This is a genomic window from Yersinia sp. 1252 StPb PI, from assembly GCF_048593885.1.
In the GTDB taxonomy this organism is placed as follows: Bacteria; Pseudomonadota; Gammaproteobacteria; order Enterobacterales; family Enterobacteriaceae; genus Yersinia; species Yersinia enterocolitica_E.
In genome coordinates, this window is record NZ_JAZGQE010000008.1 from 19,497 (window position 1) to 37,590 (window position 18,094).

Sequence of the window (18,094 nt, forward strand, 5' to 3'; positions counted from 1 at the left end):
CGAGTGTTATTCCTCTTCTCAGTGCTTAATTAATGATTTGTTTATTAGCATAATAGTCAGACCAAGAATATAGTTGCCAGTCCCAGAAAGATGAAAAACCCACCGGTATCTGTGATGGCGGTGATCATAACACTCGATCCGATAGCCGGATCACGCCCCATCCGAGCCATGGTCATCGGGATAATAACCCCCATGAGTGCTGCCATCAGCAAGTTAAGGATCATGGCTAATGTCATCACCCCCCCCATTGCCGGATCGCCATAGAGCAGATAGGTGACTACCCCCATAATCCCGCCCCACACCAAACCATTAATCAACGCCACGCCCAATTCTCTGAACATCAGGAAGGTCACGTTACCTTGTTGAATATGGTGTAATGCCAACGCTCGGACAATCATGGTAATGGTTTGATTACCGGTATTGCCGCCAATACCGGCCACAATCGGCATTAATGCTGCCAGAGCCACTAATTGTGAGATGGTGTCCTCAAATAAGCCGATCACGCGTGAGGCAACAAATGCCGTACAGAGGTTGATTGCCAGCCATGACCAGCGGGTGCGAACCGCGCGGCCTACCGGGGAGAACACATCTTCTTCCGGGCTTAAGCCCCCCATGCGTCTTAGGGTGGTGTCGCTCTCTTCGTTGACCACATCAACAATCTCTTCGATGGTCAAACGACCCATCAGTTTGCCTTTGGCATCAATTACCGCGGCACTGATTAAGTCATAACGTTCAAAAGCACCGGCAGCATCTTCTGCTTTCTGTTCGGGTTGGAACGTGGTCGGGTTGCTATCCATCACCTCAAATACTTTAGCATCGGGCGCATTGAGCAGGATAGAGGTCAATGGTAACTCGCCAAGCAAGGTATTTTTGCGGTCAACCACAAAGATTTTATCCGTGGCATCGGGAATATTTTTCCGATAACGCAAATAGCGTTGCACGGCTGCCAGCGTAATATCGGCACGTACCGTCACCAGCTCGAAATCCATCATCTGACCGACAGTGTCACGGGCATATTGGATAACTTCCCGCACTCGGGCGCGTTGATCCGGGTCCAATGAGGTGAGCAGGCGGCCCATCAAATTACGTGGCAGGTATTCAGCCAAATAAGCCTGTTCATCGACATGCAAAGTGCGCATGGCCCTCAACAGGTCTTTATCACTCATCTCTTTAATCAGCGAATCCCACACTGTTTCAGAGACTTCAACCAGCGTTTGGCCGCGTTTCTCATTTTTGACCAACCGCCACAATGCCAAACGTTCGTCATGAGGCAACGCCTCCAGTAAGTCAGCAAGGTCGGCTGCATGCAGATCATCAAGTAGACTTCTGATTTCTAACGTTTGCTCGGACAGTTGTTCATCACTGAGCTTTTCTTTCTCTTCCTGACGGCCAAGAATGCCATCAACCAAAGCCTTATTATTCAATAATAGAGAAAGTATCCGGTTGCGTATTTCAGCCAGTTTTTTCGTATTATTTTTAGTTTTATTCTTTATAACGGCAGAAATTGGCACAGGAATAATCGGCACTGGCATAATGTGTCCTTAATTCGAAAACGACCCTTTGCCCCTGAAGTCGTAGGGATAGGCACTAAAACATTAACGACAAAACATCTAGGGGCTGAGATCGCTCTCATGGGGGCCAGGTGGTTCGCCTTCTACAGTCAGTTCAAGTTGCTGTGACTGCCTGCGCTCCTGATGATGGGAAATAGAAGCGACCGCCGCATACAATAAACGGCCAAACAGAATGAGAAAGCTCACCAGTAGGATTATTTTTGTTAGCTGTGTCGATGGCCGTCTTCTCATCATTTACCTTCCTACCCTTCGCTCTTGGCGTTGCAGCGGTGTTTGTCACAATTAATGTTAGCTGCTCTCACTACTCGTCCCATCCATGGGCCTCGCCTCGTTGAGGCCGCTGCAAGCAGCGTTCAAATCAGCGCCCGGCAGATTTGTCACCCGAATCACTGACTACAGTCAGTGATGCGGGATTGATTCTGATTACTCTTTGACGGTAACCACATCCGCTGCTTCTGGCTCTTCTTCTTCTTCAATGATCAGCTTCCAGCCTACTACATCATCCCAGTATGCCTGCTCACGCTCAAAATCCAGTTGTACCAGATTATTTTGTGTCAGATAACCGACGGGGAAACGTAATGTCCAATGGCTATCGTCAGTTATCAAACGCAGACTCTCTGGCGTGGTAGTCGACTGACGCTGATTATTCAGTAACGTACTCAAACGTAATAACTGAATTAACGGTAAATAATACTTTTTCTTGAATAAATTTAAACGCGGTAATTCATCCAGCTTGATGCCTTTACGATGCATCCGTACCAACGTTGCCAGCAGCAGTTGTTGCTCCTGATTAAAGCCCGGTAAGTTGGTGTTTTGCAGGATATAGGCAGAATGGCGGTGCATCCCACTGTGATTAATACTCAGACCCACTTCGTGCAACATTGCCGCCCATTTCAACAATGCTTCAAGCTGCGGCTGCACCAACTTGGTGTTCTGCGCTAACCACTGGGTATAAAGTTGTTCGGTTGTTTCCAGCACTCGGCGGGCTTGTTCGCGGTCAATATTATAGTGTTCCGCCAGGCTTTTTGCCGTGCGTTGACGAATATCCTGATGGCGGAAACGGCCTTCCATCTCATACAGCACACCTTCGCGCAGCGCGCCGTCGGATAAGCGTAACTCTTTGACTGCTAACGCATCAAATACCCCACACAAGATAGCCAGGCCCGGTACAAATACCGACTGGCGATCTTCTGACAATCCCGGCAGGCTCAGGGCTGAGAAGTGTTTGAATTGTAACACTTGCTCAACCAGCATTTCGAGGCGATCTGGTGTTATCAAACCGTCTTTTTCGCCCATTTCCACCAACACTTCATAGGTGGCCTTAATGGTACCGGATGCCCCCAGCGCATATTGCCAACCCTGAATGCGGTATTGCCATGCCAGGTTTTCCAGTTTCTGTGCTGCCGCAAGACGGGCACGTTTGAAATTGGCCTTACTTATCTCACCGTGTGGGAAGAACTGCTGGGCAAAACTCACGCACCCCATACGGCGGCTCTCTACCAACAGAGGCTCAAAATCTTCACCAATAACTAACTCTGTTGAACCCCCACCAATATCGATGACCAGCTTGCGGCCTTTTTCCGGCTGAGTGTGTTCGACGCCCATAAAAATCAAACGGGCCTCTTCTTGGCCGGAAATGATTTCGATCGGATACGGAATAACCGCCGCCGCCCGCTTGAGGAATGCCTCCGCGTTAGCGGCTTGGCGCAGCGAATGGGTGCCAACAATACACACATTATCAGGTGAGAAACCCTGCAAGCGTTCTGCAAACAGCGCCAAACAGGCTAAACCCCGTTCGATGGCTTCTTCGCTAAGCATGTTATTGTGGTCCAAACCATCAGCCAGATGTACGCGCTGCTTTAGGCGACCTAAAACCTGTAGCGCGCCGTTGACGACCCGGGCAATGACCATATGAAAACTGTTAGAACCCAAATCGATAGCTGCAATTTCCTGCGGCTTGGTGGTCGATGAACTGTTGGATAGCGGCATAATTTAGCTCGATGCGTCTGGTTGTTCCAGCGCTTTTAAATAATCATAGATGGCAATCTGTGCACGTACTTTGCGCCTATTACCACGCGGTACATAACGATTACTCAGTTCTTTATCAATATAACGGGCTTTTACCGTGTCGTTGAATAACAGCTCTAAAATATCTAGCACCCGTTGTTTTAATTTCGGATCCAGCAATGAGACCGCGACTTCAATACGGTAATCGATGTTACGGGTCATCCAGTCAGCGGAAGAGAGATACACCAGTTTGTCGCCTTTATTCTCGAACACATAGACCCGGTCATGTTCCAAGAAACGGTCAACGATACTGGTGACCTGAATATTATCGCTGATCCCCGGCATATTGGGGATTAACGAGCACATGCCACGTACCAATAATCGGATTTTTACCCCAGCACTGGAGGCGCTATATAACCTATCTACCAGACCTTTATCTACTAAATTATTTATCTTCAGGGTAATACCGGCGCTTTCTCCGGCTTGAGCATGAATAATTTCCTGATCAATCAATTGATACAACATTAAACGCGAGTTCTGCGGTGACACCATCAGATTATCGAATTTGACCGGGCGATAAGGATTTTCGATAAAGTTAAATACCCGCCGTACTTCATTGGTAATACGGGCATCTGCGGTCAGTAATGAGTAGTCGGTATAGATTCGGGCGGTCTTCTCATTGAAGTTGCCGGTACCGATATGGGCATAGCGCACGATCTCCTCGCCTTCAAGGCGGGAAATCAGGAATAATTTGGCGTGGATCTTCAGACCAGGTGCTGAGAAAATAACGTGTACACCAGCGGCCGTCAGGCTTTTGGCCCAGTGGATATTGGCTTCTTCATCGAAGCGCGCCTGTAACTCTACCACTACCGTGACTTTCTTGCCGTTATGGGCGGCATGGATCATCGATTCGATGATGCGTGAATCCTTGGCGACCCGATAAATATTGATTTTAATCGCTAATACGCTGGGATCGAAAGAGGCTTGACGCAGTAATTCCAATACGTGTTCAAAGGTGTGATAAGGGTAATACAGCAGGACATCTTGTTCACGGATAGCATCAAAGCCATTGCGGAATTTATCAAACCAAATATGGCGCAGGCGCGGCATTGGCCGGTTAACCAGATTGCTTTTGCCCACATTCGGGAAGCTGATAAAGTCTTTGAAGTTATGGTAACGGCCACCTGCAATAACCGAGTCATCATTAGAGATACCCAATTTATTGCGCAGTAATTCCACCATCTCATCGGGCATATCACGTTGGTAAACAAAGCGCACCGGCTCTGCCGTCAGGCGCTGTTTAAGGCTCGACGACATCAGCTCCAGCAGGCTGGATTCCATTTCAGTGACCAAATCATATTCGGCATCACGGGTCATCTTCATGGAGTAGGCGTTTAGCGCATCGTAATCAAAGAAGCCTTTAAAAATCTCATCGAGGCAAAATCTCAATATATTATCAAGTAATATCATTGGCTTGCGGCGGCGAGGTGCTTCTGGTGGCAAATTGACAAAACGCGGGACTTTATCTGAAGGAATCTCCAGCAGGGCATAGGCAATTTCCTGCCCGCGGATAATCTCCACCGCCAGATAGGTGTAATCGTCTTTTAAGAACTGCACCAGGTTGGTGTCATGGTTAATCAAGATCGGCGTAATGTGTTGGCGCAGATGCTGTTTAAAATAGATTTTTAGCCAGGCTTGCTGATTTTCGGAAATCTGCCGTTCATTAATCAGGAAAATCTGATTACGCGCCATTTCCAGTAAAAGATCATTATATAACCCATCAAATTCTTGATCGGCTTTCACCACTTTGCTCTGAATTTTTTTCAGCAAATGGCGAGAGGTCACGGCAGAGCCTTGCTCTTCGCTGATCAAAATGCGCCGTTTCAGATCGGCAAATCGGACTTTATAGAATTCGTCCAGATTATTGGAGTAAATGCCAAGAAATCGCATCCGCTCGATGAGTGGATTGCTCTTATCTGCTGCTTCCTGCAATACCCGCTCATTAAAAGATAACCAGCTAAGTTCTTTTTCGATGTAGAGCTTTTCCTGACCCATTGCAACTCCAGTAAGATTATTGTGGGAGTATTTAGTGTCCTCAATCATTATTGCGAAAGTTTGACAAGAAAGTCCAACAGATATCATTAGTTAACTTTGTCCGTTAAACCTTATACCCAATCGATCTTAAGTTGCAGGAAAGCTGTAAGCAACAGGCAGATTGGTCAAAGACGGGTTTGAGCAACACACCTGCATTTTGAAAGATGATGGGTATAAAACATTGTCATGCAAACGCCACAAAAGTGACATAAGATGCTCGGTCATCTGGCGGTATAGATATACGCTTGGATTGATAATAGTAGACGGGGTATGGGGCAATCGAAGAGTATGCAGCGAACAGGCAAAGCAACACCATCAGGGAGAGATAAGCGCCGGGCTGCCATTGATCGTTTAGTGCACATGGCGGTGACGAGTAGTGGCTTGTTAGTGCTGCTGACACTGATGTTGATTTTCGTTTACCTATTGTATGCCGTATTACCGTTGTTTAAACCGGCCTCTATCAGTTTGCATAATCAGTTCGCTGTCACTCGCAGTGCGCCGACGGCCGCGCTGGGTATTGATATTCAAGGGCAGGTCGGATATCGCATTGATAATCAAGGCTATGGCTACTTTATTCGGCTCAATGCACTGGGGGCATCCCCGGCAGGTAGTCTGATAAGCGAACAGCGGTTATCGCCGCCACCGGTATCAATCAGCCGTGCAGCCAATGGGCAACCTTTGTATGGCGTTGGCCTGAGCAATGGCCGTCTTACTCTACTGCAACCCGATTTCTCAGCCACACCGCCACGCTGGCAATTTCCGCTGGGTGAACAGCCGCGGTTTATGGATTTGAAAGGCCAACGCTTGCAGCATTTGGTGCTGGCTGAACCGCAATCACAGCAATTTACCCTTGCCGCGGTTACCGATGATGGCCGCTTGCTGGCAGGGACGTTTACTGCCCAGGGGCAGCAGGTCACTGAACTGACGGATGTGCCGAAAACGGTCAGTCAACTGTTATTGGCACCTGACGGGCGTTTGCTCTATCTGTTATCCGGCCAGCAGTTATCTATCTATCAATTTGGTCCGGAACTGAAATTGCGTGAAACTGTGTCGTTACTGGATGACCAGCATGCGTCTGATGGGCCATTGACCCTCTCTTTGCTGCCAGGTGGCAAGTCGTTGCTGGTGCAAGCGCCGGGCGGCGTAATCAGCCAATGGTTTGATGTGCAGAAAGGGTCGGATAATCAATTTCACTTGACGCGCATACGCAGTTTCACTCCGACAGGTAAGGGCTTATTGACCACGGAGAGCGCGCGTCGGGTTTTTGCCTCATTATCGCCACAAGGCGAGCTATCACTCTTCTCCAGTATCCAGTCAACGCCTTTGCTGCAACATAAATTAGCTGACGGCGTTACCGACGCTGCGTTCTCCCCTTGGGGTGATAGTTTGCTGCTTGAGAATGCTGCCGGTTGGTCTACCTATCAATTGGACAATCGCTATCCAGACATTAGCTGGCGTAGCTTGTGGCAACGGGTGTGGTATGAGAATTACCCTGAGCCAGCCTATGTTTGGCAATCAAGCTCGGCCGAAGAGAGCTATCAGGCTAAATTCAGCCTGGTACCGATTATTTTCGGCACATTAAAGGCTGCCGCCTATGCCATGTTATTTGCCGTTCCATTGGCATTGGCGGGGGCAATTTATACGGCCTATTTTATGTCGCCAGGTTTGCGGCGAGTGGTTAAACCGGCCATTGAGATGATGGGGGCATTCCCAACCGTGGTTATAGGTTTGATTGCCGGTATTTGGTTGGCTCCGGTAATTGAACATTATCTGACGGGCATTCTGCTACTTCCGCCGCTGTTGGCGCTGGCTATTTTATTGTGTGGCTGGGGGAGTAGTTGTCTGGCGGAAAAGACACAATGGCGGTTACCTGCGGGCTGGGACGTGATTGTGCTGTTGCCGGTTATCCTGCTGACCGGCTGGTTCGCATTATGGTTGGGACCACAACTGGCGCAGTGGGTGCTAGGAGGGCCATTACATGAGTGGTTGGGTGACAACTACTCTCAACGTAATGCGCTGGTGGTCGGTGTCGCCATGGGGTTTGCGCTGATCCCGGTCATCTTTTCGCTGGCAGAGGATGCACTATTCAGTGTGCCGCCGTCACTCAGCCAAGGCTCATTGGCACTAGGGGCGACCCCGTGGCAGACGTTAACCCGGGTCATTCTGCCCTCAGCCTACGCTGGTATCTTCTCTGCACTGATGATTGGTTTTGGCCGTGCGGTGGGGGAAACCATGATTGTGCTCATGGCGACCGGCAATACACCCATTATTGATGGCAGCATTTTTCAGGGGTTACGGGCGATGGCAGCCAATATCGCTATCGAGATGCCGGAAGCGGTCGTCGGTAGCGGCCACTATCGGGTGCTATTCCTGACCGCACTGGTGCTGTTTTGCTTCACATTTTTAGTCAATACACTGGCCGAGGCTATTCGTCTGCGGTTGCGTGAACGCTATCAGATGGAGCGGACGGCGTGATGAACATTAAGCCTAACGTGTCTGGCGTGACCAAAAAGTGGTTTGCATCGGGTTCCCCGTGGATCTGGCTAACCGCCAGTGCTGTCAGTATCAGCCTGCTGGCGTTGCTTGGGATCATATTATTGTTGGCAGGCCAAGGGATGCGATATTTCTGGCCCGCCCCGGTCTATCTGTTTGAGCTTAAGCAAACGGCGGCAGGCCCGGTCAAAATGATTGGCGAAATTTATCAACAGCAGACGCTGTCACGTCAGCAATTAGAACAAGCCGGCGTGATGTTACCGTCGCAGGCCGGTGAGACCGTAACCCGCTATTTGATTAAAACCGGTAACCGCGAGATTCAGGGGCAGGATTTCCATCGCCTGCTGGACAGTGATATCCAGCAACGCACTTTGCCTAAAGATCTGCTGGTGCTGGATCGCCAAAACAATGGTATGGCATACGGTTTCCTCGCTGGCATGTTGGATAACGGCCAACCGTTAGTGGGCAATGATTTGGCTCAGGAACTGCAAAAACGTATTCCTGTGATACAAGGTCTGGTCAAGCGCGCGAATGATATTCAGTTCCGCCAAATGAATATGCTCAATCAACAGTTTGAGGCGTTGCGGCTAGAGAAAAAACGGCTACAAATGAATGGCGACCTTGACAGTAAATCGCAGGACCGTATCGAGGCGGAGTGGGGGGCGCTGCAACGTAGCCATCAAGCCATGATGGAAACATTACGCGGGCTACAAACCGAGCAAAGTCGCTACACGCTGTTATTGCGCGACATGAATGGGCAAATCCACCCACTGTCACTTAGCCAGATTAACCGCGCCTGGTATCCCAATGACATGACTTTCGGGCAAAAACTACATCATTGGGCAGCACAAACTCAGAAATTCCTGACCGATAATCCGCGCAATGCCAATACCGAGGGCGGTGTGTTCCCAGCGATTTTTGGCACGGTACTGATGGTGATACTGATGTCTATCGTGGTCATGCCATTAGGGGTGATTGCAGCGGTGTATTTACATGAATATGCCGGCAAAAACTGGCTGACCCGCATGATCCGTATTTCTGTGGTGAATCTGGCTGGGGTGCCCTCTATTGTTTATGGCGTATTTGGCCTCGGTTTCTTTGTCTATCTGATTGGTGGATCACTGGATAAACTGTTTTACCCAGAGGCGCTCCCCAACCCGACATTCGGTACCCCTGGCGTTTTATGGGCGGCGTTAACGCTAGCACTGCTGACGTTGCCAGTGGTGATTGTTGCCACCGAAGAGGGGCTGTCACGCATTCCGGCCAGCTTGCGGCAAGGCTCGCAAGCGCTGGGAGCCACTAAGGCTGAGACACTGTGGCATATTGTGTTACCGATGGCGGCACCGGCGATGATTACCGGGCTTATTTTGGCGGTGGCACGGGCTGCGGGGGAAACCGCGCCGCTGATGCTGGTAGGGGTGGTGAAATCAGCGCCGCTCTTGCCAGTCGATGGTATCTTCCCGTTCCTACATTTAGAACGTAAGTTCATGCATTTGAGCTTCCAGATATACGATATGGCATTTCAAAGCCCCAATGTGGAAGCGGCTCGCCCATTAGTCTTTGCCACAGCTCTGCTGCTGGTGATCATTGTGGTCGGCCTTAATTTAGCGGCTATTGGTATTCGCCATCATTTGCGTGAAAAATATCGAGGTTTATTGTTGTGACTGAACTTTTTAACCCGCAGGACGAAATATGGGACTTTTGACGCCGGATTCGCTGCCGCTGCTTGATGTACAGCAATTGACCGACGAGCAAACGGCGCTGGCGGTCGAAAAGCTCAATTTATTTTATGGTGACAAACAGGTGTTGCACGATATTTCATTTAATGTGCCTAAGCACCGTGTTACTGCGCTGATTGGCCCGTCTGGTTGTGGTAAATCTACCTTATTGCGCTGCTTTAACCGCATGAATGATTTGCTGGATAACTGTCATCTTGAGGGTGAAATCCGGCTAGGTAGTGAAATTATCACCGATAAAACCACTGACGTTGCCGCATTGCGTCGGCGGGTTGGCATGGTGTTTCAGCGGCCCAACCCATTCCCTAAGTCAATTTATGAGAATGTGGTATATGGCCTGCGCTTACAGGGGATTCGTGACCGTCGGGTGCTTGATGATGCTGTTGAGCGCTCATTGCGGGCCGCAGCATTGTGGCATGAAGTGAAGGACCGGTTGCGGGAAAATGCCTTTCGTCTCTCCAGCGGCCAGCAGCAGCGCCTGGTCATCGCCAGAGCCATTGCTATTGAACCTGAGGTGTTATTGCTCGATGAGCCGACATCCGCTCTGGACCCAATATCCACCCTAACCATCGAAGAGTTGATAACCACACTCAAGCAGCAATACACCGTGGTACTGGTCACCCATAATATGCAGCAGGCGGCGCGGGTCTCGGATTACACCGCCTTCATTCATCAAGGGAGCCTGGTGGAATATAACGATACCGATGCGTTGTTCACTTCACCGCGTCAGCGCCGGACGGAAGATTATATCACCGGGCGTTACGGTTGAACATTTAGCGCCAGTACAGCAGTTTCTAAGGTGTTTGCTTTATTTATCAATTGCGATTTAAGTTTACACTTTCATGTGCCGCTCGTTATTTAGGTGACTACTGAATGGAAGCGTTAAGTGAAAGAGCTATTGATAACTCAGCCTGATTTTATGGAGACATTTAGTTGTGTCGGCACAGCATGTCGCGAACACTGCTGCAAAGGCCAAAATGTCACGCTTGATAGAAATCGTTATCAAAAATACATTAAAAGCCCTTACGCAGAAATTAAACGTATTGCCATTAACCAGATTTCGGTTACTCAAGCCAGCCTTGCCTCTTGGGCTAATATTCACCCGGATAGTCAGGGGAATTGCCCCTTTCTTGATGAACAACGGTTATGTCAAATTCACAAACATGCCGGCGCTCATGCACTGAGTCACAGTTGCGCAACTTTCCCCCGCGTTGAACATGTTTATAAAAATCAGAAAATCAAAAGCATGTCACTCTCTTGCCCTGAGGTAACCCGGCAGGCATTATTTTCCGATGACGCGCTAACGTTGCGTTTTTCTACTATCAACCAATATGACTATTACAAAGCACCGGATATTGTTATTGAAGAGCGGTTGGTTAATCGCGCTTGTGCGGCAATTGCAGCCAGCCAGCAACCGAATATTGAAGAAAATCTTTGGGCGATAAATTGTTTTTTACATAATTATCAAGCCTGGGATGACGTGAATAAAATTAAAATGGTTGAGATAGACAACCTGCGCACTGAACTTATCGCCACTATGACGGCAGGGCAAGCAGCCCATGAACTGGCAGCGATGAAGATAGCTCCGGCTATCAGTGATGAACTATTAAATTATTTGGCTGATTTTATTGCACAACTGGCTGATATTCGGGGGCGAAATACGCTGGCGGCTTATGCTCAACCGTTGCTGAGCTACGCCACTAATGATTTGGTTGGGCAAAATCACAATAAACAACAACTAAACAATGCATGGCAACAGTATGCCTTGCCCTTTTTTACCAAATACCCGTCGGTATGGCGCAATTATTTTCTGTTACGCATTCATCATGACCAATTGGCGATGGGGGATGAGCAAGCGGCGGTTACGGTATTTAATCTACAAGCCATAGATTTCTTCTATTTGAAAGCACTCATTTCAGCCTATGCCAGCCAGCATGGGGAGCTAACCGAAGATGACGTGATTGGTATTATCTATTCTTATCATGCGTGTCGGGAATCCACGGATAGCTCAAGCCAGAAATTTAAACAAGACGTTATGGCTTGGGCGCTAAAAGAAGATTTTTCATTATTATCGTTGTTGGCGTGAAATAGTATTTAACTTAGTGGCGGGTTGTGTCGTTTGTTATCTGTTCTTAATAGGGTGCTATCCAGTGATGAATATGTTGAATTGATATTGGGGCCAACTGAACTGGCCCCAGTGGATTAAGCACTCTTTATCGATGGTGTTTTATATTTAGCCAAATATTGTGGCTGGAAAATACACATACGAATTACAGTACGGTATTCACCATTGATAAAGAACTCTTGCTTTAATTCACCCTCTATTTCAAAGCCTAATTTTGTATAGATATGGATGGCTTTTTGATTTTCTTTATCAACAATCAGATAAAGTTTGTACAAATTCAGTACCGAAAAACCATATTCCATCGCCAGTCTTGCGGCAGCCCCGGCATGGCCTTGACCCTGATGAGCCGGATCGATAATTATCTGAAACTCAGCACGGCGGTGAATATGGTTAATTTCAACTAACTCCACCAGACCGACTTTTGTCCCCTGGCTTTCAATAATAAAGCGGCGCTCACTCTGGTCATGGATATGTTTATCATACAGATCAGACAGTTCAACAAAGGCCTCGTAAGGCTCTTCAAACCAATAGCGCATTACGCTGGCATTGTTATCTAACTGGTGAACAAACGGCAAGTCATCCCGTTCCAGTGGGCGTAACCTGACGCTGTTAGTGGTAGACATACATATTCCTCATTGGCGACAGCGGTTGCTGCCCTAAAAATTATACTATTAGCACAAGAGGTAAGCACAGGGGAATTAAAAAAGGCGCTAACCATTAATGGCCGCGCCTTTAATCAATATTTATTAACTTGTTTTATTCAGCCGCGTAGCCTTGCGCAGGTAGGCGTTCACCATCCAGCCAGGCGGCATTATCACGCATAGCAAGACGGCCATCGGTAAACCAACTGACTACCAGCGGATAAATGCTGTGTTCCTGAGTTTGTACTCTTTCGACCACATCCTCTTCGCTATCCTCACTGAAAACCGGTACTTTGGCTTGCAGAATAACCGGGCCGCCGTCCAGCTCTTCAGTAACGAAATGCACCGAGGTGCCATGCTCCTGATCACCGTTTTCCAGTGCCTGACGATGAGTGTGCAGACCGGGGTATTTCGGCAACAGTGACGGATGGATATTTAACATTCGTCCAGCATAGTGCTGAACAAACTCTGCACTGAGAATGCGCATATAACCGGCTAACACCAGTAAGTCAGGCTGATAGTAGTCAATGGCTTGCGCCAATGCCAAATCAAAACTGGCGCGATCCGCATAGGACTTGGCATCCACAGCATGGTGGGGAATACCCGCCAATTCAGCTCGTTCCAACCCATAAGCATCGGGGTTATTACTGAACACGGCACTGATGGTGCCTGAAATACGCCCTTGTTGTTGGGCGTCGATCAACGCTTGTAGATTACTGCCCTGGCCGGAGACCAAAACCACTATCTTTTTCATATACCCTTCGTACTTGAAGCTGCGGGGGTGTTGGCTGCGCGCATTACTCGGCCCATCCGTGGGCCTCGCCTCGTTGAGGCCGCTGCAAGCAGCGTTGAAATCTGCTCCCGGCAGATTTGTCACCCGAATCACGGACTTGAGTCAGCTCATCGGGATTTTGAAGCTGCGGGCTGAATCAGCAATGTTATGGATTGATGATGACTTGATCTGCACCATCAGTCGCCGCCGCAATCACACCGATTTTCCAGGCTTTCTCACCGGATGCGGTCAGTAACTCAACGGCGATATCAGCCAGTTCTGCCGGGAGCGCAACAACCATGCCGACACCACAGTTAAAGGTGCGATACATTTCGTGGCGGCTGACATTGCCGGCTTGCTGCAACCAACTAAATACCGCAGGCCACTGCCAGCTAGCTTCATCGATAACCGCTTGAGTCCCTGCGGGTAATACCCGTGGGATGTTTTCCCAGAAGCCGCCGCCAGTCAGATGAGCAATAGCATGAATATCAAGCTGCTCAATCAGGCTGAGAATGGATTTAACGTAGATTTTGGTCGGTTCCAGCAAATGGTCAGCCAGCGATTTACCATCCAACTGAGTTTGCTCAGGATTGGTGTTGCTGACTTCCAGAATTTTGCGTACCAGGGAATAACCATTGGAATGCGGGCCGCTGGCACCTAAGGCAACCAACGCATCACCCGGTGTCACTTTGCTGCCATCAATGATTTCAGACTTTTCAACTACACCAACGCAGAAACCGGCAACGTCATAATCTTTACCGTGGTACATCCCCGGCATTTCTGCGGTTTCGCCGCCAACCAGTGCACAACCTGATTGTTTACACCCTTCGGCGATACCGGTAATCACACTGGCGGCAGTATCCACATCCAGTTTACCGGTGGCAAAGTAGTCAAGGAAGAACAGCGGTTCAGCACCCTGAACCACCAGGTCATTGACACACATGGCCACTAAATCGATACCAATGGTATCGTGGCGTTTCAGGTCCATCGCCAGGCGCAGCTTAGTGCCTACGCCGTCGGTGCCTGAGACTAAAATAGGTTCACGGTATTTTTGTGGCAAAGCACACAGGGCACCGAACCCGCCCAATCCACCCATCACTTCTGGGCGACGAGTTTGTTTAACCACACCTTTTATGCGATCAACAAGGTCATTACCGGCATCGATATCTACGCCTGCGTCTTTATAGCTGAGAGAGGTTTTGTTGGTCACAGCGAGGTCCCCACGGCGGTTGGCTGTTTGAGCTTATATCCTTCATACTTGAAGCCGCAAGAGGGCTCGCTGCACGAACTCATCCAAATCACTGACTTGAGTCAGCTCATCGGGGGTCGCTTGCTGGCAGCCTACCTGCAACGCCAATTACTTTGGCTATAGGAAGAAAACGCGACAATTCTAACAGCGCAGGCAAACGTTTGCGAGTAGCTTGTGATATCACGCTGATTTTTAGCTTTCTTGACTTAAGATTGATTTTCTATTGATCTGAATCAGGCTATTCATTGTGGTGTTCAAAAAAAAAGGCGGTATAATCTCGCGATTTTTTTGGCCGTCAACCGCCTAACCAGGAGAAAAATAATGAAGATCGTTGAGGTGAAACACCCGCTAGTAAAACATAAACTTGGTTTGATGCGTGAGAATGATATCAGCACGAAGCGTTTTCGCGAGTTAGCGTCTGAAGTAGGGAGTTTGCTGACTTACGTGGCAACCGCCGATCTGGAAACTGAGAAAGTCACCATCGAGGGTTGGAACGGGCCGGTAGAGATTGAACAGATTAAAGGTAAGAAAATTACGGTGGTGCCGATCCTACGTGCTGGTTTAGGCATGATGGAAGGGGTGTTGGAAAATATACCGAGTGCCCGCATCAGCGTGGTGGGTGTCTATCGTGATGAAGAGACACTAAAACCGGTACCGTATTTCCAGAAACTGGTTGCTGATATCAACGAACGTATGGCGTTGGTTGTTGACCCTATGCTGGCAACCGGTGGTTCGATGATTGCGACTATCGATTTGCTGAAGAAAGCCGGCTGCCAGAGCATTAAAGTGTTGGTATTGGTTGCCGCACCGGAGGGTATCAAAGCGCTGGAAGAGGCGCATCCAGACGTAGAGCTGTATACCGCCGCCATCGATCAGTGCCTGAACGAACACGGTTATATCATTCCAGGTTTGGGTGATGCCGGGGATAAGATTTTCGGAACAAAATAAAAGGTCACACTATTATGCTATTCGCTTGCCATTTTGAACCTGAGCAGTGCTCGGAATCCTCACGTACTTATGATTTACAAGGTCATGGTGTACGCTCCCGGTTTCTGTGCGCTGTCCGTGTCCAAACTGCCTGTGCTCATTACCGCATACTGGAATAACCTTTAGATAGCCGACTCGATAGTCGGCTTTTTTTTGAATAACTTTTAGCATAATCATTTTTAAACACACCATTAAGAGGATAGAGAAATGAGCCGTCGCACCATCGGTGTCAGCGAGCGTCCACCGCTGCTCCAGACGATCCCCCTGAGTTTTCAACATTTGTTCGCCATGTTTGGTGCCACCGTTTTAGTTCCTATTCTATTTAAAATTAACCCGGCCACGGTGCTGCTGTTCAACGGTATCGGAACCTTGCTCTATCTGTTTATTTGTAAGGGAAAAATCCCGGCTTACCTCGGCTCAAGTTTTGCGTTTATCTCACCGGTACTGCTGCTATTACCCTTGGGATACGAAGTTGCCTTGGGGGGTTTTATCATGTGCGGCGTGCTGTTTTGTCTGGTGGCGCTGATTGTGAAAAAAGCCGGAACGGGTTGGCTGAATGTGCTGTTCCCGCCCGCGGCGATGGGGGCGATTGTTGCCGTTATCGGCCTTGAGTTAGCTGGCGTTGCTGCGGGTATGGCCGGATTATTGCCCGCCCAAGGTGTGACAGTAGATTCAACCACTATCATCATTTCAATGGTGACGTTAGGGGTAACCATTCTGGGATCGGTGCTGTTCCGTGGCTTCTTCGCCATTATCCCTATCTTGATCGGTGTGTTGGTCGGTTATGCTTTGTCATTTGTGATGGGGGTGGTTGATTTAACCCCAATTAGTCAGGCCCATTGGTTTGCCTTACCGACGTTTTATACCCCACGTTTTGAATGGTTCGCTATTTTAACCATCTTGCCTGCGGCGCTGGTGGTTATTGCTGAACATATCGGTCACTTGGTGGTGACTGCTAATATCGTGAAAAAAGATTTGATTCGCTCACCCGGTCTGCATCGCTCGATGTTTGCCAACGGTATTTCGACGGTGATTTCCGGCTTCTTTGGCTCAACCCCCAATACCACGTATGGTGAGAATATCGGTGTTATGGCGATCACCCGTGTTTACAGTACTTGGGTGATCGGTGGCGCTGCGATTCTGGCGATCATGCTGTCTTGTATCGGTAAATTGGCTGCTGCCATTCAAGCGGTGCCGGTACCGGTGATGGGCGGTGTTTCACTACTGCTGTACGGTGTTATTGCCGCATCAGGTATCCGCGTGCTGATCGAGTCAAAAGTTGACTATAACAAAGCACAAAACCTGATCTTAACCTCCGTTATCCTGATCATCGGGGTGAGTGGCGCGAAAGTGAATATCGGCGCAACCGAACTGAAAGGCATGGCTTTGGCAACGGTTGTGGGGATTGGCTTGAGCCTGCTGTTTAAAGTGATCAGTCTGATTCGACCTGAAGAAGAGATTATTGACGCTCAGGAAGACGAGTCCACACGTTAATATCGGTGCAATAAAAAGTGATATCTGGCCGGGCGGTTATTGTGGGTTCGGCCAGTTTTTCGCTTCAGATCAGGTTTTTATGCTGTTGTTAATTTTTGTGGTAAGCTTGCCACGTTTTCCCGCCCGTTTTGTTGGTTGAGGTGCTTCTGAATACGCCGGCACAGCTTTCACTGCCACTCTATCTTCCCGATGATGAAACTTTTGCCAGTTTTTATCCGGGGGAGAACCCGTCCCTGTTAGCGGCGATCCAGTCTACTGTTCATCAGTCCCACGGCAGTTATATCTATTTTTGGTCGCGCGAAGGCGGTGGTCGGAGTCATCTATTACATGCAGCTTGTGCGGAGTTATCGCAAAAAGGCGAGGCGGTAGGCTATGTCCCGCTCGATAAACGCGCTTATTTTGTGCCCGAAGTATTAGATGGTATGGAGCAGTTGGCGCTGGTGTGTATTGATAACATTGAGTGTATCGCGGGCGATGAGCAGTGGGAAATGGCGATATTTAATCTCTATAACCGCATTGTTGAAACCGGCCGCACCCGTTTATTGATTACCGGTGATCGCCCACCACGGCAATTAAATCTCGGTTTGCCTGATTTAGCTTCACGTCTGGATTGGGGGCAGATCTATAAATTGCAGCCGTTGTCGGATGATGAAAAATTGCAGGCTTTACAGTTACGTGCCAAATTGCGTGGTTTTGAATTACCCGAAGACGTTGGCCGTTTCTTGCTAAAACGGTTGGATCGGGAAATGCGCACACTGTTTATGACCCTGGATCAACTTGATCGGGCCTCTATCACCGCCCAGCGTAAGCTCACCATTCCTTTTGTAAAAGAAACTCTTAGCCTTTAATACCCTTCCTTTGGCAAGTGGTAGGGGGCGCTGCGTTGGTGACTCGGCCCTTCCATCGGCCTCGCTTCGATACGCAG

At 48.9% G+C, this 18,094-nt stretch carries 14 protein-coding genes; 7 read left to right on the top strand and 7 right to left on the bottom strand.

The window, feature by feature from the left end:
* Window positions 1-56 precede the first annotated feature (56 nt).
* From mgtE to ppk1, 4 genes are all read right to left on the bottom strand, one after another.
* Window positions 57-1,532, bottom strand: a complete 1,476-nt coding sequence (gene mgtE, locus V2A85_RS02355) for a magnesium transporter (protein WP_083163267.1) — start codon at window positions 1,530-1,532, stop codon at window positions 57-59.
* A 78-nt stretch (window positions 1,533-1,610) separates the two neighbouring features.
* Window positions 1,611-1,802 (bottom strand): YfgG family protein, encoded by a 192-nt coding sequence (locus V2A85_RS02360; protein WP_372559936.1) that lies wholly within the window; start codon window positions 1,800-1,802, stop codon window positions 1,611-1,613.
* A gap of 192 nt (window positions 1,803-1,994) precedes the next feature.
* Window positions 1,995-3,560, bottom strand: a complete 1,566-nt coding sequence (gene ppx, locus V2A85_RS02365; RefSeq protein WP_420070840.1) for an exopolyphosphatase — start codon at window positions 3,558-3,560, stop codon at window positions 1,995-1,997.
* Between the two features lie 3 nt (window positions 3,561-3,563).
* Window positions 3,564-5,633 (bottom strand): polyphosphate kinase 1, encoded by a 2,070-nt coding sequence (gene ppk1 / locus V2A85_RS02370; RefSeq protein ID WP_083163271.1) that lies wholly within the window; start codon window positions 5,631-5,633, stop codon window positions 3,564-3,566.
* Window positions 5,634-5,960: 327 nt separating this feature from the next.
* Between ppk1 and V2A85_RS02375 the strand changes: the two genes are divergently transcribed.
* The 4 genes from V2A85_RS02375 to fliB all read left to right on the top strand — a co-directional run bounded on the left by V2A85_RS02375 (window position 5,961) and on the right by fliB (window position 11,987).
* A complete protein-coding gene (locus tag V2A85_RS02375) occupies window positions 5,961-8,147 on the top strand; it encodes an ABC transporter permease subunit (RefSeq protein ID WP_420070841.1) in 2,187 nt (728 codons plus the stop codon).
* A complete protein-coding gene (pstA, locus tag V2A85_RS02380) occupies window positions 8,147-9,829 on the top strand; it encodes a phosphate ABC transporter permease PstA (protein WP_420070848.1) in 1,683 nt (560 codons plus the stop codon). The genes V2A85_RS02375 and pstA overlap by 1 nt, the downstream gene beginning before the upstream one ends.
* A 28-nt stretch (window positions 9,830-9,857) precedes the next feature.
* Window positions 9,858-10,670, top strand: a complete 813-nt coding sequence (gene pstB / locus V2A85_RS02385; RefSeq protein WP_083163277.1) for a phosphate ABC transporter ATP-binding protein PstB — start codon at window positions 9,858-9,860, stop codon at window positions 10,668-10,670.
* Window positions 10,671-10,787: 117 nt separating this feature from the next.
* Complete coding sequence (gene fliB, locus V2A85_RS02390; RefSeq protein ID WP_420070842.1) at window positions 10,788-11,987, top strand: flagellin lysine-N-methylase; 1,200 nt, start codon at window positions 10,788-10,790, stop codon at window positions 11,985-11,987.
* A gap of 116 nt (window positions 11,988-12,103) precedes the next feature.
* Here the strand turns inward: fliB and speG are convergent, their stop codons facing one another.
* From speG to purM, 3 genes are all read right to left on the bottom strand, one after another.
* Window positions 12,104-12,649: a spermidine N1-acetyltransferase gene (gene speG / locus V2A85_RS02395; RefSeq protein ID WP_083163283.1), complete on the bottom strand. Its 546-nt coding sequence runs from the start codon at window positions 12,647-12,649 to the stop codon at window positions 12,104-12,106.
* Window positions 12,650-12,782: 133 nt separating this feature from the next.
* Entirely contained in the window at window positions 12,783-13,421 is a 639-nt protein-coding gene (gene purN, locus V2A85_RS02400; RefSeq protein WP_372559631.1) for a phosphoribosylglycinamide formyltransferase, read from the bottom strand.
* Window positions 13,422-13,605: 184 nt separating this feature from the next.
* On the bottom strand, window positions 13,606-14,649 hold the full coding sequence (gene purM / locus V2A85_RS02405; protein WP_420070843.1) for a phosphoribosylformylglycinamidine cyclo-ligase: 1,044 nt from the start codon (window positions 14,647-14,649) through the stop codon (window positions 13,606-13,608).
* A gap of 360 nt (window positions 14,650-15,009) precedes the next feature.
* Here purM and upp point away from each other — a divergent pair, with 360 nt between their 5' ends.
* The 3 genes from upp to hda all read left to right on the top strand — a co-directional run bounded on the left by upp (window position 15,010) and on the right by hda (window position 18,017).
* Window positions 15,010-15,636 (top strand): uracil phosphoribosyltransferase, encoded by a 627-nt coding sequence (gene upp, locus V2A85_RS02410; RefSeq protein WP_005183956.1) that lies wholly within the window; start codon window positions 15,010-15,012, stop codon window positions 15,634-15,636.
* 246 nt (window positions 15,637-15,882) lie between these two features.
* Complete coding sequence (gene uraA / locus V2A85_RS02415) at window positions 15,883-17,169, top strand: uracil permease (RefSeq protein WP_420070844.1); 1,287 nt, start codon at window positions 15,883-15,885, stop codon at window positions 17,167-17,169.
* Window positions 17,170-17,309: 140 nt separating this feature from the next.
* Window positions 17,310-18,017 carry a DnaA inactivator Hda gene (gene hda / locus V2A85_RS02420; protein ID WP_032906019.1) on the top strand — a complete coding sequence of 236 codons (708 nt, stop codon included), beginning with the start codon at window positions 17,310-17,312 and terminating at the stop codon, window positions 18,015-18,017.
* Window positions 18,018-18,094: the final 77 nt, after the last annotated feature.

Coding starts and splice junctions, on each gene's coding strand:
- mgtE (WP_083163267.1), bottom strand. CDS start 1,532: ATGCCAGTGCCGATTATTCCTGTGCCAATTTCTGCCGTTATAAAGAAT.
- V2A85_RS02360 (WP_372559936.1), bottom strand. CDS start 1,802: ATGAGAAGACGGCCATCGACACAGCTAACAAAAATAATCCTACTGGTG.
- ppx (WP_420070840.1), bottom strand. CDS start 3,560: ATGCCGCTATCCAACAGTTCATCGACCACCAAGCCGCAGGAAATTGCA.
- ppk1 (WP_083163271.1), bottom strand. CDS start 5,633: ATGGGTCAGGAAAAGCTCTACATCGAAAAAGAACTTAGCTGGTTATCT.
- V2A85_RS02375 (WP_420070841.1), top strand. CDS start 5,961: ATGCAGCGAACAGGCAAAGCAACACCATCAGGGAGAGATAAGCGCCGG.
- pstA (WP_420070848.1), top strand. CDS start 8,147: ATGAACATTAAGCCTAACGTGTCTGGCGTGACCAAAAAGTGGTTTGCA.
- pstB (WP_083163277.1), top strand. CDS start 9,858: ATGGGACTTTTGACGCCGGATTCGCTGCCGCTGCTTGATGTACAGCAA.
- speG (WP_083163283.1), bottom strand. CDS start 12,649: ATGTCTACCACTAACAGCGTCAGGTTACGCCCACTGGAACGGGATGAC.
- purN (WP_372559631.1), bottom strand. CDS start 13,421: ATGAAAAAGATAGTGGTTTTGGTCTCCGGCCAGGGCAGTAATCTACAA.
- upp (WP_005183956.1), top strand. CDS start 15,010: ATGAAGATCGTTGAGGTGAAACACCCGCTAGTAAAACATAAACTTGGT.
- uraA (WP_420070844.1), top strand. CDS start 15,883: ATGAGCCGTCGCACCATCGGTGTCAGCGAGCGTCCACCGCTGCTCCAG.